14 protein-coding genes and 1 tRNA gene are annotated in these 14,825 nt (G+C 72.8%); 8 read left to right on the top strand and 7 right to left on the bottom strand.

Annotated elements, in window-relative coordinates; translation table 11 throughout:
- Positions 1–64: 64 nt before the first annotated feature.
- Both ACFWEE_RS14180 and ACFWEE_RS14175 read right to left on the bottom strand, forming a co-directional pair.
- Complete coding sequence (locus tag ACFWEE_RS14180; RefSeq protein ID WP_386888993.1) at positions 65–1,462, bottom strand: GntP family permease; 1,398 nt, start codon at positions 1,460–1,462, stop codon at positions 65–67.
- Positions 1,463–1,474: 12 nt separating this feature from the next.
- Positions 1,475–1,984: a gluconokinase gene (locus tag ACFWEE_RS14175; RefSeq protein ID WP_386888992.1), complete on the bottom strand. Its 510-nt coding sequence runs from the start codon at positions 1,982–1,984 to the stop codon at positions 1,475–1,477.
- A 181-nt stretch (positions 1,985–2,165) separates the two neighbouring features.
- Here ACFWEE_RS14175 and ACFWEE_RS14170 point away from each other — a divergent pair, with 181 nt between their 5' ends.
- The 3 genes from ACFWEE_RS14170 to ACFWEE_RS14160 all read left to right on the top strand — a co-directional run bounded on the left by ACFWEE_RS14170 (position 2,166) and on the right by ACFWEE_RS14160 (position 4,757).
- A complete protein-coding gene (locus ACFWEE_RS14170; RefSeq protein ID WP_386888991.1) occupies positions 2,166–2,867 on the top strand; it encodes a FadR/GntR family transcriptional regulator in 702 nt (233 codons plus the stop codon).
- A 175-nt stretch (positions 2,868–3,042) separates the two neighbouring features.
- Complete coding sequence (locus tag ACFWEE_RS14165; protein WP_386888989.1) at positions 3,043–4,128, top strand: S-(hydroxymethyl)mycothiol dehydrogenase; 1,086 nt, start codon at positions 3,043–3,045, stop codon at positions 4,126–4,128.
- Positions 4,128–4,757 carry an MBL fold metallo-hydrolase gene (locus tag ACFWEE_RS14160; RefSeq protein ID WP_386888987.1) on the top strand — a complete coding sequence of 210 codons (630 nt, stop codon included), beginning with the start codon at positions 4,128–4,130 and terminating at the stop codon, positions 4,755–4,757. The genes ACFWEE_RS14165 and ACFWEE_RS14160 overlap by 1 nt, the downstream gene beginning before the upstream one ends.
- Positions 4,758–4,776: 19 nt before the next feature.
- Here ACFWEE_RS14160 and ACFWEE_RS14155 read toward each other — a convergent pair whose 3' ends face one another.
- Both ACFWEE_RS14155 and ACFWEE_RS14150 read right to left on the bottom strand, forming a co-directional pair.
- Positions 4,777–5,715, bottom strand: coding sequence for an RluA family pseudouridine synthase (locus ACFWEE_RS14155; RefSeq protein WP_386888985.1), 939 nt, complete (start codon positions 5,713–5,715; stop codon positions 4,777–4,779).
- A 224-nt stretch (positions 5,716–5,939) separates the two neighbouring features.
- Positions 5,940–6,027 (bottom strand) — tRNA-Leu (locus ACFWEE_RS14150).
- 260 nt (positions 6,028–6,287) lie between these two features.
- On the opposite strand from ACFWEE_RS14150, the gene ACFWEE_RS14145 reads away from it, so the two are divergent.
- From ACFWEE_RS14145 to ACFWEE_RS14135, 3 genes are all read left to right on the top strand, one after another.
- On the top strand, positions 6,288–7,631 hold the full coding sequence (locus ACFWEE_RS14145; protein WP_386888984.1) for a M20/M25/M40 family metallo-hydrolase: 1,344 nt from the start codon (positions 6,288–6,290) through the stop codon (positions 7,629–7,631).
- Positions 7,632–7,796: 165 nt separating this feature from the next.
- Entirely contained in the window at positions 7,797–8,030 is a 234-nt protein-coding gene (locus tag ACFWEE_RS14140; protein ID WP_386888983.1) for a chaplin, read from the top strand.
- 139 nt (positions 8,031–8,169) lie between these two features.
- The gene (locus ACFWEE_RS14135) at positions 8,170–8,943 is read left to right on the top strand and encodes a chaplin (protein ID WP_386888982.1); all 774 of its coding nucleotides are present in this window, start codon (positions 8,170–8,172) and stop codon (positions 8,941–8,943) included.
- A gap of 237 nt (positions 8,944–9,180) precedes the next feature.
- Here the strand turns inward: ACFWEE_RS14135 and ACFWEE_RS14130 are convergent, their stop codons facing one another.
- Positions 9,181–9,369, bottom strand: coding sequence for a DUF5703 family protein (locus ACFWEE_RS14130; RefSeq protein ID WP_266702672.1), 189 nt, complete (start codon positions 9,367–9,369; stop codon positions 9,181–9,183).
- 47 nt (positions 9,370–9,416) lie between these two features.
- On the opposite strand from ACFWEE_RS14130, the gene ACFWEE_RS14125 reads away from it, so the two are divergent.
- A complete protein-coding gene (locus ACFWEE_RS14125; protein ID WP_386888980.1) occupies positions 9,417–10,082 on the top strand; it encodes a hypothetical protein in 666 nt (221 codons plus the stop codon).
- 210 nt (positions 10,083–10,292) lie between these two features.
- Here ACFWEE_RS14125 and ACFWEE_RS14120 read toward each other — a convergent pair whose 3' ends face one another.
- Both ACFWEE_RS14120 and ACFWEE_RS14115 read right to left on the bottom strand, forming a co-directional pair.
- The gene (locus tag ACFWEE_RS14120; protein WP_386888978.1) at positions 10,293–12,629 is read right to left on the bottom strand and encodes a helix-hairpin-helix domain-containing protein; all 2,337 of its coding nucleotides are present in this window, start codon (positions 12,627–12,629) and stop codon (positions 10,293–10,295) included.
- Positions 12,626–13,609 carry an aldo/keto reductase gene (locus ACFWEE_RS14115; protein ID WP_386888976.1) on the bottom strand — a complete coding sequence of 328 codons (984 nt, stop codon included), beginning with the start codon at positions 13,607–13,609 and terminating at the stop codon, positions 12,626–12,628. The genes ACFWEE_RS14120 and ACFWEE_RS14115 overlap by 4 nt, the downstream gene beginning before the upstream one ends.
- A 141-nt stretch (positions 13,610–13,750) precedes the next feature.
- Here ACFWEE_RS14115 and ACFWEE_RS14110 point away from each other — a divergent pair, with 141 nt between their 5' ends.
- A complete protein-coding gene (locus tag ACFWEE_RS14110; RefSeq protein WP_327174869.1) occupies positions 13,751–14,803 on the top strand; it encodes an LLM class F420-dependent oxidoreductase in 1,053 nt (350 codons plus the stop codon).
- The last annotated feature ends 22 nt before the right edge of the window (positions 14,804–14,825 follow it).

Raw genomic sequence — 14,825 nt, 5'->3', positions numbered from 1 at the left:
GGCCGGTCGGGCGCCTTGAGATGTGGAGCACGGGGCGGGGGCCGTCAGGTGCCCCGCCCCGGCCCTACAACACCAGGGAGAGGAGCAGGATGAAGGCCAGCGAGCAGACGGAGATGATGCTCTCCATCACCGACCAGGTCTTGACCGTCTGACCGACGTCCATCCCGAAGTACTCCTTCACCAGCCAGAAACCCGCGTCGTTGACGTGGCTGAAGAAGAGCGAGCCCGCGCCGACCGCGAGGACCAGCAGGGCGGCGTGCGCGGTCGACATGTCGGCCGCGAGCGGGGCGACCAGACCGGCCGCCGAGATGGTCGCCACCGTCGCCGAACCGGTCGCGAGCCGGATGCCGACCGCGATCAGCCAGCCGAGCAGCAGCGCCGGGATCGACCAGTTCTCGGAGAACTCCAGGATCATCCGGCCCACGCCGGCGTCGATCAGCGTCTGCTTGAAGCCACCGCCCGCGCCGACGATCAGCAGCACGCCCGCGATCGGGGCGAGCGACTTCTCGACGGTGCCGGCCAGCCGGTCCTTGGTGAACCCGGCGGCCCGGCCCAGCGTGAACATGCCGACGATCACCGCGGCGAGCAGGGCGATCAGCGGGGAGCCGACGACGTCCGTGACCTTCTGGACGTGGTTCTCGGGGTCGTCCACGACGATGTCGACCAGGGCCTTCGCCAGCATCAGCACGACCGGCAGCAGCACGGTGGCCAGCGTCGCGCCGAAGCTCGGGCGGCGCTCCAGGTCCTCCGAGGCGCGCTCGGGAACCATGCCCTCGGGCGCCTTGATGTCGACCCAGCGGGCGGCGAACCGGGAGAAGACCGGACCGGCGATGATCACCGTCGGAATGGCGACGACCACGCCGAGGGCCAGCGTGACGCCGAGGTTGGCGCCGAGTGCGTCGATCGCGACGAGCGGGCCGGGGTGCGGGGGGATCAGTCCGTGCATCACGGAGAGACCGGCGAGCGCCGGGATGCCGATCCGCATCAGGGAGTAGTTGCCGCGCTTGGCGACGAGCAGCACCACCGGGATCAGCAGCACGATGCCGACCTCGAAGAAGAGCGGCAGGCCGATGATGGAGGCGATCAGCACCATCGCCCAGGGCATCGCCCGGCCACTCGCCTTGGCGAGGATGGTGTCCACGATCTGGTCGGCGCCGCCGGAGTCGGCGAGCAGCTTGCCGAGGATCGCACCCAGGGCGATGAGGACGCCGACGCCCGCGACGGTGGAGCCGAGCCCCGCCGTGAAGCTGGCGATCGTCTTCTCCAGCGGCGCCCCGGCGAAGGAGCCGAGCGCCAGCGAGCCGATGGTGAGCGCCAGGAAGGCGTGCAGCTTGAACTTGGTGATGAGCAGGACGATGACGGCGATGCCGGCGACGACGGCGATGCCCAACTGCGCGTTGCCCGCGGAGGTGATGGGATCGACGGCGTCCGCTGCCAACGTCTCGACGCTGAGACTGGTCACGGTGAGGGGTCCTTAACTCGCGAGCCGGCGCAGCGCGGCGACGGCCCGTTCGGTGATTTCTTCGGGGGTGCCGGTCACGTCGACCTCGACGCCCGCCTCGTCCGCCTCCAGCGGCTGAAGGGTGGCGAACTGCGAGTCGAGCAGTGCGGTCGGCATGAAATGGCCCTTGCGCGCGGACATCCGGCCCTCGATGAGGGCGCGGTCTCCGGTCAGGTGCAGGAAGACGGCGTCGGGTGCCTCGGAGCGCAGCCGGTCGCGGTAGACCCGCTTGAGCGCCGAGCTGGAGACGACACCGCCGAGCCCGGCCCGGCCGTGCGCCCACTGTCCGATGGCGTCCAGCCAGGGCCAGCGGTCCGAGTCGTCCAGCGGGGTACCGGCGGACATCTTGGCGATGTTCGACTCGGGGTGGAAGTCGTCGCCCTCGGCGTACGGGACGCCCAGTGCGGTGGCGAGCAGGGGGCCGATCGTGGTCTTGCCGGTCCCTGCCACGCCCATCACCACGACGACGTGGGGGGTGCTCATTGGTGCCTCGCTGTCTTCTTCGACATCGGTCCGTCGTGCTTACTGAAACCCATTAGGTCGTACTTATTCAAGAGAGTGTGACGCAAACGTCGTACTTAATGCCTGCCGGGGGTGCCGGGCCGGTCCCGGCGGTGCCGCAGGCCGCCCGTGGTGTCCTGGAATCGCCCCGTACCCTTGCCCCATGACCACGACGAGCCAGGGGCTCCATACGCATGTGCTGGACGCCCTGGGTCTGGAGATCACCTCGGGGGAGCGCAGGCCCGGCGACGTCCTGCGCAGCGACGAGATCGCCCAGCGGTTCGAGGTCTCCCGCACGGTCGTCCGCGAGGTGGTCCGCGTCCTGGAGTCGATGCACCTCGTCGAGTCCCGCCGCCGGGTCGGCGTGACCGTACGCCCCACCGAGGCGTGGAACGTCTACGACCCCCGGGTCATCCGCTGGCGGCTCGCCGGGGCCGACCGCCCGCGCCAGCTCCGCTCGCTGACCGTGCTCCGGTCCGCGATCGAGCCCGTCGCGGCCTCGCTCGCCGCCCGGTACGCCTCCCCCGCCCAGTGCGCGGCCCTCACCGAGTGCGCCCTCGGCATGGTCGAGACCTCGCGCGGCCAGCGGCTGGAGGAGTACCTCCGCCACGACATCGCCTTCCACCGGGTGGTGCTGAACGCCTCGGGCAACGAGATGTTCGCCCGGCTCGGGGACGTCGTCGCCGAGGTCCTGGCCGGCCGCACCCACCACCGGGTGATGTTCGAGGACCCCGACCCGGCCGCCGTGACCCTGCACGTCAGGGTCGCCGAGGCGGTACGCCAGGGGGACGCGGAGGCCGCCGAACGACTCACCCGCGAGATCGCGTTCGGCGCCCTGGAGGAACTGGACGTACTCGCGCCCTGACCGCCCGCCCGCGTCTGCGCACGCCCACCCCGCAGCGCGTACCTTTGTCCGAGTTCGATCTTCGGACAGCGGTCGGACGCCGCAGGAGCTCAGGCCGTGTCTGCGACAGGGCCCGCTGATCCGGGCGCCCGGCCGGACACGGCTCAGAGCCGCCACTTCAGAAGGAGAGCAGGGTATGCCGCAGCAGGTGCAAGGTGTCATCGCGCCGGGCAAGAACGAACCGGTGCGGGTCGAGACGATCGTGATCCCCGACCCCGGCCCCGGCGAGGCCGTGGTGAAGATCCAGGCGTGCGGTGTCTGCCACACCGACCTGCACTACAAGCAGGGCGGCATCAACGACGAGTTCCCCTTCCTCCTCGGCCACGAGGCGGCGGGCGTCGTGGAGTCGGTCGGCGAGGGCGTCACCGACGTCGCCCCCGGCGACTTCGTCATCCTCAACTGGCGGGCCGTCTGCGGCCAGTGCCGCGCCTGTCTGCGCGGACGCCCCTGGTACTGCTTCAACACCCACAACGCCAAGCAGAAGATGACGCTGCTCGACGGCACCGAGCTCTCCCCGGCGCTGGGCATCGGCGCGTTCGCCGAGAAGACCCTGGTGGCCTCCGGCCAGTGCACCAAGGTCGACCCCGAGGTGTCCCCGGCCGTCGCCGGCCTCCTCGGCTGCGGCGTCATGGCGGGCATCGGCGCCGCCATCAACACCGGTGAGGTCGGCCGGGGCGACTCCGTCGCGGTCATCGGCTGCGGCGGCGTCGGCGACGCGGCCGTCATGGGCGCACGGCTCGCGGGCGCGGCGAAGATCATCGCCGTGGACATCGACGACCGCAAGCTGGAGACCGCGAAGAAGATGGGTGCCACGCACACCGTCAACTCCCGCGACAACGACCCGGTCGAGGCGATCCGCGCCCTCACCGACGGCAACGGCGCCGACGTCGTCATCGAGGCCGTCGGCCGCCCCGAGACGTACCAGCAGGCGTTCTACGCCCGCGACCTGGCCGGAACCGTCGTCCTGGTCGGCGTCCCCACCCCCGAGATGCGCCTCGAACTCCCCCTCCTCGACGTGTTCGGCCGCGGCGGCTCGCTGAAGTCCTCCTGGTACGGCGACTGCCTGCCGTCCCGCGACTTCCCGATGCTCGTCGACCTGCACCAGCAGGGCCGGATCGACCTCTCCGCGTTCGTCACCGAGACCATCGGCATCGGCGACGTCGAGCGCGCCTTCGAGCGGATGCACGACGGCGACGTGCTGCGTTCGGTGGTGGTCTTCTGATGGCCGCCCGCATCGACCACCTGGTCACCTCCGGCACCTTCGCGCTCGACGGCGGCGAGTGGGACGTCGACAACAACGTCTGGATCGTCGGTGACGACCACGAGGCGATCGTCGTCGACGCCGCCCACGACGCCGACGCCATCCTGGCCGCCCTCGGCGGACGCACGCTGCGCGCCATCGTCTCCACCCACGCGCACAACGACCACATCGACGCCGCCCCGGCCCTCGCCGAGGCCACCGGCGCCCCGGTGCTGCTCCACCCGGACGACCTGCCGCTGTGGAAGCAGACCCACCCCGACCGCACGCCCGACGGCGAACTCGCGGACGGCCAGGAACTGGAGGTCGCCGGTACCCGGCTGACCGTCCTGCACACCCCGGGCCACGCCCCGGGAGCCGTCTGCCTGTACGCCCCCGAGCTGGCCACGGTCTTCACCGGGGACACCCTCTTCCAGGGCGGTCCCGGCGCCACCGGCCGGTCGTTCTCGCACTTCCCGACGATCGTCGACTCCATCCGGGACCGGCTGCTCTCCCTCCCGGCGGACACCACCGTCCGCACCGGACACGGCGACTCCACCACCATCGGCGCGGAGGCCCCGCACCTGGAGGAGTGGATCGCACGCGGTCACTGACCGCCGCGATCAGTCCCGCTCACCGGTCCGGCCACGCGGAGAGCCGAAGCCCGCTCCTGAAGCGGCGCGGCTCACCCGTGACCGGATCGGTGAACTCCAGCACCCGCGCGAGCAGTTGCAGCGGACGCGACCAGTCGTCCGGGGCGCCTTCCGGCTCCACCACCGGATAGAGCGGGTCATTGACCAGCGGCAGCCCCAACGTGGCCATGTGCAAACGCAGTTGATGGGTCCGCCCGGTGGCGGGCAGCAGCCGGTAACGGCCGAGCCCACCCCGGTGCTCCAGCAGCTCGACCCGGCTCTCGCTGTTCGGCTCGCCCGGCACCTCACGCGCGGCCACCACCCCGTGCTCCTTCACGATCCGGCTCCGTACGGTCCGGGGAAGCGCGAGCTCCGGGTCGTACCCGGCGACCGCCTCGTACTCCTTGCGCACCAGCCGGTCCCGGAACAGCGTCTGGTACGCGCCCCGGTCCTCGGGGCGCACGACGAAGAGCACCAGGCCCGCGGTCAGCCGGTCCAGCCGGTGCGCGGGCTGCAGGCCCGGCAGCCCCAGCTCGTGCCGGAGCCGCGCCACCGCCGTCTGCGTCACGTGCCGCCCGCGCGGGGTGGTGGCGAGGAAGTGCGGCTTGTCGGCGATCACCACGTGCTCGTCGCGGTGGACCACCCCCACCGGGAACGGCACCGGCTCCTCGGGCGCGAACTCCCGGTGGAACCAGATCCCGAGCCCGCTCTCGTACGGCCGCGTACCCAGGACCGGCCGCCCGTCCGCCCCGACGAACAGCCCCTCCGCCAGCATGGCCTCCACCCGTGCCGCCCCGACCGCGGCACCGAACCGCTCCCGCAGATGGTCGCCCACGGTCGCCCACGCCCCTTCGGGGTCCACGGGCAGCCGCACCCGCACGGGATCGACGCCCTCGCGCTGCGGGAGCGGCGAGGCGGTGGGCCTCCGGCGCCCCCTCACCGGGCCCCCTCCCGGAGCCGTACGGCACGGAGCCGGGCCCCGGGCAGGGACGACGGGCGGACGGACGCGGGGCGGGGCATGGGGACGGCCTCTGCGGTGACGGGTGACGGACGACGGGTGACAGTGGCAAGCGGTGACGAGCGACGGCCGACGGGTGACGGGTGACGGGGGAGCGGATACGACCGGAAAAGCAGAAGGACCCCAGATCGACTGGGGTCCTTCGTTGGTGTCCGAGGGGGGACTTGAACCCCCACGCCCGATAAAGGGCACTAGCACCTCAAGCTAGCGCGTCTGCCATTCCGCCACCCGGACAAGGTGTCTGTCGTTCTCGGGGCCGTTGTTCCTGTCCCGTTCCGACGTGGAAAACAATACCAAACATTCGGGGGTCCTCGATCACCCCCCGGATCCACCCCTCCGGCCCACCCCTCGGCCGCCGCCGCGCGGCCCCCGCTCCCGCCCGCGGGACGGGCCCGTGTGACGGGCGTATGTCGTCGGGGGGACGGCCTTGGGCCCGGCGGGGCGGGCGCGCGAGGATGAGGGGGAGCACCACCGTGACAGTGGAAGGAATCAGTGTGAGCGAGAGCAGCGCCTCCCAGGCAGGTCCGTCCGGGAAGACCGGCAACGCCGAGAACGAGGTCGTGGACCTCTGTCGTGAGCTGATCCGGATCGACACCAGCAACTACGGGGACCACTCCGGCCCCGGCGAGCGGCTCGCCGCCGAGTACGTCGCGGAGAAGCTCGCCGAGGTCGGGCTGGAACCGCAGATCTTCGAATCGCACAAGGGCCGCGCGTCGACCGTGGCCCGGATCGAGGGCGAGGACCCCTCCCGGCCCGCGCTTCTCATCCACGGGCACACGGACGTCGTCCCGGCCAACGCGGCCGACTGGACCCACGACCCGTTCTCCGGCGAGATCGCGGACGGCTGCGTCTGGGGACGCGGCGCGGTCGACATGAAGGACATGGACGCGATGACGCTCGCGGTCGTCCGTGAGCGGATGCGCAGTGGCCGCAAGCCCCCGCGCGACATCGTGCTGGCGTTCCTCGCGGACGAGGAGGCCGGCGGCACCTACGGCGCCCGCTACCTCGTCGACAACCACCCCGGGCTCTTCGAGGGCGTCACCGAGGCCATCAGCGAGGTCGGAGGTTTCTCGCTGACGGTCAACGAGCAGCTGCGCCTCTACCTGGTGGAGACGGCCCAGAAGGGCATGCACTGGATGAAGCTGACCGTGGACGGCACCGCCGGGCACGGTTCGATGATCCACAAGGACAACGCCATCACCGAGCTGTCCGAGGCGGTCGGCCGGCTCGGGCGCCACCAGTTCCCGGTCCGGGTCACCAAGACCCTGCGCCACTTCCTGGACGAGCTCTCGGACGCCCTGGGCACCGAACTGGACCCGGAGAACATGGAGGAGACCCTCGCCAAGCTGGGCAGCGTCGCCAAGCTCATCGGCGCCTCCCTGCGCAACACCGCCAACCCGACGCAGCTCGGCGCCGGCTACAAGGTCAACGTCATCCCCGGCCAGGCGACCGCCCACGTGGACGCCCGCTTCCTGCCGGGGTACGAGGAAGAATTCCTCGCCGACATCGACCGGATCCTCGGCCCGAACGTACGGCGCGAGGACGTGCACGCGGACAAGGCGCTGGAGACGACCTTCGACGGCGCCCTCGTGGACGCCATGCAGAAGGCCCTGGTGGCCGAGGACCCGATCGCGCGGGCCGTGCCGTACATGCTGTCGGCCGGTACGGACGCCAAGTCCTTCGACGACCTGGGGATCCGGGGATTCGGCTTCGCGCCGCTCAAGCTGCCGCCGGAGCTCGACTTCGCGGGCATGTTCCACGGCGTGGACGAGCGCGTACCGGTGGACGGCCTGCAGTTCGGCGTACGGGTGCTGGACCGCTTCATCGACCACAGCTGAACCGGCCTCCGCACTTCCGCCCCGCACCGGTGACGCAATTCGCCCGCCTGTCCGTACCTCACCGGAAAGAGTGAAAGGGGGGTTGGGCTCGTAGCCCCCCGATTCTCTCCTCGTTACAGGTGTTGCGGTCCGCGGCTGGGACCGCATTTCCAACGAGGAGGAACAATGATCAAGAAGATTGCCGCCGCTGCGGCTGTCACCGGTGGTCTCGTGCTCGCGGGCGCCGGCATGGCCGTTGCCGACGCGGGTGCCCAGGGTGCCGCCATCGGCAGCCCCGGCGTCATCTCGGGCAACACCATTCAGGTCCCCGTCCACGTTCCGGTGAACGTGTGCGGCAACACGATCTCCGTGATCGGGCTCCTGAACCCGGCCTTCGGCAACACCTGCGTCAACGCCTGACGTTGAGCGTCAACCCGTAAGGGTTTGAGCCCGGACGGCCCCGGAGCGCGCGCCATGCGCTCCGGGGCCGACCGGCATTCGGCCCTCGCACGGTCGTGTCCGGGGGTAATTCGGAAGTGCAGAAGGCAGGAAAACACCTATGCGACAGGTCACTCGTAAAGGCCTGATCACCATGGCGGCGGCGGGCGGAGTGCTCGCACTCGGTGGGGGCTACGCGCACGCCGACTCCGGAGCGGCTGCCGCCGCGACGAATTCCCCGGGAGTGGCATCCGGGAACAGCATCCAGATTCCGATCGAGGTCCCGGTCAACGTCTGCGGAAATTCCGTCGACGTCGTCGGTCTGCTCAACCCGGCGTTCGGAAACAGCTGCGCGAACACGTCGCAGGACGGCTCCGTGACCGGCGGCGGAAGCGGCCGGACGTCCGGCTCCCGGCACGCGGGCGCCGGAGACACCTCGGCGCACCAGGGCCAGGACGCCGCCCCGGGGACCGGCAGGCACCGCGCCGCCGACTCCACCAAGGCCGTCGGCGGCGGTGGCGCCACGGCGGAGGGGATCGCGCAGGGCTCGCCCGGCATCCTCTCCGGCAACAACGTCCAGGCACCGATCGACGTCCCCGTCAACGCCTGCGGCAACTCCGTGGACCTCGTGGGCCTGCTCAACCCGGTCTTCGGCAACGACTGCGCGAACGACGCCACGTACGTTCCGCCGCCCGTCGTGCCGGAGGTCCCGGTCACGCCCGAGGAGCCCGTCGCTCCGCCGGCCCACGAGCCGCCCGCCCCCGAGGTCCACACCCCTCCGCAGCTCGCGGAGACCGGTGCCGGTGGCCTCGACATGCTGATCCCGGCCGGAGCGGGCATGCTGCTCGCCGGCGCCGGAGCGGTGTTCTACCGCCGCTCGCGCAGCGCCGCCTGACAGGCGGGACTTTCAGGACACGGCCCAGGGCGTGTGTCGAAAGTAACGCCGTCCGACGGACGGCACTGTCGAAACCCATCCAGACAGGGACGTCCGGGACCAGGACCGGGAGAGGTCACCCGTCCGGGCCGGGCCGGGGCGCGCGAGCCCGCCGCGGTCCGGACGGGACCACCTCGTCCCGGCGCAGGGCATGAGGAAGAGGAGCGGGTCCCGCGAACGCGGGGCCCGCTCCTGGCATCACCAAGTGGCCCTGAGCTGGCGGATGATCCTCCGCCGCAGCCGCACCCTGCGGCTGCCGTCGTGGCGGAGCGTCAGGCGGTCCAACTCCCAGTGCCCGTACTCGGCGTGGTCGGTCAAAAGTCGGGCCGCATCCTTGCGGGAGACCCCGCGCGGCACGTACACGTCGACAAATTCGTATTCCGGCATCGCATCTATTGTGCGGGCAGAGCCCCGGTACGGATAGCGTCTGCCTCATGTCTGATGCTGCGCAGCCCACCGCTGCCGAGGTACGTGCCGCCGCCGAAGCGGTCAAAGCCGCGATCGACCGTCACCTCGACGCGGTCGAACGCCGTAGCGGGGACGAGGACCCCGCCGTCTACGAAGCGTTCAACGCTCTCGCCGCCGCCGCCGAGGTCTACGACGAACTCCTCTACGAACGGCACGACGAAGTCACTCCCTTCGAGATCCCGGGCGCGGACGACTCCCTGCCCCCGTACGCCGGACCGGCCGAGCCGAGCGCGCTCAGCGTGCTGATCCGGCGCGACTACGCGGTGGCGGACCCGCAGCGGCTGCTCGCCCAGGCACAACGCCTCGCGGACGCCGACCCGGACGACCTCGACACCGGCCACGCCGCGGTGGTCGGTACGAGCGTCCACGCCGCCCTCGGTGTGCTGTTCGGCGAGTACGAACCCGACGAGATCGCCTCCCGGCACAAGGAGTTCGGCCTCGCCGAGGGTGACTCCACGCTCTGGGTCGCCGCCGCCGAGGAGACGGCGGAACCGGGCGAGTGGCTCGGGTCGCCCTTCGAGGACGTGGACCCGGAGCTGGTGGTGTGCCGGTTCGACGTCAGCTCCGTCTTCGACGACGACCTGGACGACGACCCCGACGACGACCTGGACGACCTCCCGTCCGGCGCCTGAGCCCGACACGCGGCGGAGTCCGACCGACGGCTCACGGAAGACCGGTGGCCCGGTGCGCGACGCACCGGGCCACCGGCCTGTCCGGGCCGGCGCGGAGGCTTCGGGCTCTCCGGGGGCGGCCCAGGAAGCGCCCGGGACCCCAAGTCCCCCCCCGGGACCTCAAGTCCCTCCAGGACCGGACCCCGGGACCGGACCCCCAGGACCGGACCCCTAGGACGACGCGTCCGGCGTCGGCAGGGCCTCCAGGAGGGCGCGCAGCCGGGTGGTGCGCTCCTGCGCGGGGATCTCCGCCACGGCCCTGGGCAGCGCCCGGTCCACGCCGTGCACCACGGACAGATGGCGCTCGCCCCGGCCGAACGCGGTGTACACCCACGGCCTGCTGAGCCCGCGCGCCGCGTCCCCGGGGAGCACGACGACCGCGGCCGGCCACCGCATCCCCGCCGCCTGGTGGGCGCTGAGCGCCCAGCCGTGCCGGACCGCCGAGGCCACCCGGCCCTGCGGTACGACGACCTCGGTGCCCTCGCAGTCCAGCCGCAGCCCCTCGGCGCCCGCCGACACCACGACTCCGGGCTCGGTCCGGCCGGGCGCGGGCACGTGGACCACCCGGTCGCCCGGGTCGAAGCCGCCGAACCGGCCGGGCCCCGGGTTGAGGCGTTCCTTGAGCGCCGCGTTGAGCGCACGGGTGCCCGCCGAGCCGCCGTGGCCGACGGTGATCACGCGGGTGTCCGTGGCCTCGATGCCGAAGGCGCGCGGTACGGAGTCGGCGACCAGTTGCACGGTGCGGTGCACGGCCTCACCCGCGTCCCGGACCGGCACGATCATCACTTCCCTGCCCGGCGCCTCGACCTGGTTCAGCTCACCGACGCCGACGCCGGAGACCAGCTCGCCGATGGGCCCGGGATCGGGTGTGCGGGAGATCACCTGCGGGCAGGCGCGGGCGGCGAGCACGTCCGCGAAGACGCGGCCCGCACCGGCCGAACCCAGCACCCCGGGGTCGCCGCTCAGCACCAGCCGCGTACCGTCCGCCAGGGCCTCCACGAGCTCCGCGGCGGTCTCCACGTCCAGCTGCGGGGCGTCCAGAACCACCAGCAGGTCGAGCGCGAGCGCCCCCTCCTCGTCCCGGCCGGGACCCTCGGCGCCGGAGAGCAGCCCGGCGAGCGTGACGGCCGCACCGGGGTCCCCGGCCACGGCTGCCAGCCGGCGGCGGCCGTCGGCGCTGTGCGTGGTGCCCAGCGCGCGCAGGCCGAGCCCGCGGGCCGCCACCAGCAGGGCGGCGGGCTCCGCGCGGGCCGCCTCGCCCCCGGAGTGGACGACCAGACCGGCCCCGGCGACCGCACGGATCAGCTCGGCGGCCGAGGCCGAGGGCGCGGCCGAGGCCGCCTCCGTCCAGTCGGCGCCCTTCTCGCACGCGTTGGCCAGGCGGCCCAGTCCGTCCGCGAGGCTCTCCTCGGCGAGGGCGTACCGGTCGAGCCCCAGCAGGGCCGGGCCCGGTGCCGCGGCTTCGGCGGAGTCACCGGCGGCGTCGGCGGTCCCGTCGGACGCGTCCGCGGAGCCGGACTCCTCCCCGCCCGGAGACCCGGCGGACTCCTCGGCCCCGGCCGGGTCCACGCCCTCCTCGAAGAGCAGCGCGACCCCCTCGGCCACCGCGTCGTCCACGGCCGCCTCCGGGTCCGTCACCCCGTGTCCGGCCAGCGCGGCCCGTACCGCGACGACGTCCAGGGCCGTGTGGCCGCGCACGGCGGCCTGCTCCAGCAGCCACCCCACCAGCGCCGCGGTCCGGCGCTCGTCGTCGGGACCGCACTCCGCCCCCAGCAGGGCGCGGGCGAACCCGTCCGCCTGCTCGGGGCGCACCCCGGGGACGGCCAGCAGCTGCCAGGGGTCCTGCCGCAGCACCTCGGCCGCCTGCTCGCCCAGCGTCCGGGCGGCGGCCGGAGCCAGCGCCGCCGGGGCGCCCGCCCCTGCCAGCACGGTGCGTACCGCCTCCACGGCCTCCTCGGGTGCCTCCTGCGGCACCGGGGCGGCGGAGGCGGGCCGGGGGAGGGGTGCGCGGGGGCGGTCCGCGACCGGGGCGGCCGGGCGCGCGGCGGGGGCGGCGGGAGCCTCGTAGAACGCGGAGGCGGTCTTCTCGCCGCTCTCCACCGCCCGGACGGCGGCCAGCAGCTCGGCGGCCGTGCCGCTCAGTCGCGTCCCCGCCTCGATCGGACCGGCCTTCTCGGCCTTCCGCTGCTCGATGCGCTTGCGCAGCTCACGCTGGGCGGCGAGCTCCGCCTGCGCCTCGGACACCGCCGGGGCGTCGCCCGCCTCGCCGTCGGTGGCCCCGGGGGTCTCGCCGGTCGCGGAACCGTCGGGGGAGGAGGCCGACGGATCGTCGTCGGGATCGTCGTCCGGGCCGTCGGGGGACTCGTCCGCGGCGTCCGCGGACAGCCCGGGGGACTCCTTCTCCTCGGGGCCGCCCTCGGGCAGCCCCGAGCGGTCCTCCGTGTCCTCGGTGCCCTCGGCCGAGTGGCCCGAGTGGCCCGGGGTCTCCCCCCGGGGAAGCGCAGTCACAGCGTGCTCCAGTCCTGGTCCGGATAGCGGTGCACGGGCGCCGACACGTCGTCGAGCGCCTGGCAGATCTCGTCAGGAAGCGTAAGGGTCTCCACTGACAAAGCCTCGGTGAGCTGCTGCGCGTTGCGCGCGCCGATCACCGGGGCGGCCACGCCCGGCCGGTCGCGCACCCAGGCGAGCGCCACCTGCAACGGGGTGGTGGCCAGTCCGTCGGCCGCCGTCGCGACCGCCTCGACGATGCGGCTCGCCGCGTCGTCGAGGTAGGGCTCCACGAAGGGCGCCAGCTGCTCGGACGCCCCGCGCGAACCGGACGGGGTGCCCGTGCGGTACTTGCCGGTGAGCACGCCGCGCCCCAGCGGGGACGAGGGCAGCAGCCCCACGCCGAGGTCGAGGGCGGCGGGCAGCACCTCGCGCTCCACACCGCGTTGCAGCAGGGAGTACTCCATCTGCGTGCTCGCCAGCCGGGTCCGCGCGCCGGGCGCCGCGAGCTGCCAGGTCGCCGCCTTGGCCAGCTGCCAGCCGCAGAAGTTGGACACCCCCGCGTACCGCACCCGGCCGGAGGTGACCGCCAGGTCCAGCGCCTGGAGCGTCTCCTCCAGCGGGGTCACCGGATCGAAGGCGTGCACCTGCCAGAGATCGACGTAGTCGGTGCCGAGCCGCTCCAGGGAGGCGTCCAGGGCCGCCAGCAGATGCCCGCGCGAGCCGTTGAACCTGCGGTACGGATCGCGCACGCTGCCCGCCTTCGTGGCCACCACGAGGTCCTCCCGCGGCACCAGCCCGTCCAGGAGCCGTCCGAGGAGGTACTCCGCTTCCCCGCCCCCGTAGGCGTCCGCGGTGTCGACCAGAGTGCCGCCCGCGTCCCAGAAGGCCTTCAACTGGTCCGCGGCGTCGTGCTCGTCCGTGTCCCGGCCCCAGGTGAGCGTGCCGAGCCCGATCCGGGACACACGAAGGCCGGTACGGCCGAGATGCCTCTGCTCCATGGGCGCAGAGATTACTGTCCGGGCCCCCGGAGCGGGGAAGCCTGTGGACAACCATGGCGCGGCCCTGCCCCTGCCGGACGGCGCCCCGTCGCGCTAGAGTCCGGCCCACAGGGACGTTACTGATCAGTAAGGGGAGCGGATATGCGGCTCGGCATCAATCTCGGTTACTGGGGCGCGGGCATGGACGCCGACAACCTCGCCGTCGCGCAGGAGGCGGACCGTCTCGGCTACGACGTCTGCTGGGCGGCGGAGGCGTACGGCTCCGACGCGCCCACCGTGCTCACCTGGGTCGCGGCGCAGACCGAGTCCATCGACGTGGGTTCCGCGATCATGCAGATCCCGGCCCGGCAGCCCGCGATGACCGCCATGACGGCGGCCACCCTCGACTCCCTCTCCGGCGGACGCTTCCGCCTGGGCCTCGGCGTCTCGGGGCCGCAGGTCTCCGAGGGCTGGTACGGCGTGAAGTTCGACAAGCCGCTGGCCCGCACCCGCGAGTACGTCGACATCGTCCGCAAGGCGATGGCCCGCGAGCGCCTGACCTACGAGGGACAGCACTGGACGCTCCCGCTGCCCGGCGGCCCCGGCAAGCCGATCAAGCTGACCGTCCACCCGCAGCGCGAACACATCCCGCTCTACATCGCCGCCATCGGCCCGAAGAACCTGGAGCAGACCGGCGAGATCGCCGACGGCGCCCTGCTGATCTTCCCCTCCGCCGAACACCTGGAGGAGACCGCGCTGCGGCACCTGCGGGCGGGCCGCGAGAAGGCCGGGCTGCCCCTGGCGGGCTTCGACGTCTGCCCGACCGTCCCGCTCGCGGTCGGCGACGACGTGCAGGGCCTCGCGGACATGTTCCGGCCGTACACCGCGCTCTACGTCGGCGGCATGGGCAGCCGGAAGCAGAACTTCTACAACCAGCTCGCCCAGCGCATGGGGTACGAGAAGGAGGCCGCCGAGATCCAGGACAAGTACCTCGCCGGCGACAAGAACGGCGCCGCCGCCGCCGTCCCGCACCGGCTGATCGACCAGACCACCCTGCTCGGCCCGGTCGACCGGATCGCCGACGGGATGCGCGCCTACGCCGAGGCCGGCGTCACCACCCTCACCCTCGCCCCGGCCGGATTCACGCTGGAGGAGCGGATCGCCGCCCTGCGTGCCGGCACGGAGGCCCTGGAGCGCTCCGGCGCCGCCGAGTAACCGCCACCGGCCGGAGCGGGCC

Origin of the sequence: Streptomyces sp. NPDC060184 (assembly GCF_042728795.1) — a bacterium.
Taxonomy (GTDB): domain Bacteria; phylum Actinomycetota; class Actinomycetes; order Streptomycetales; family Streptomycetaceae; genus Streptomyces.
The sequence above is the reverse complement of the archived record's forward strand: the minus strand, read 5'-3'. Positions and strand labels throughout refer to the sequence as shown.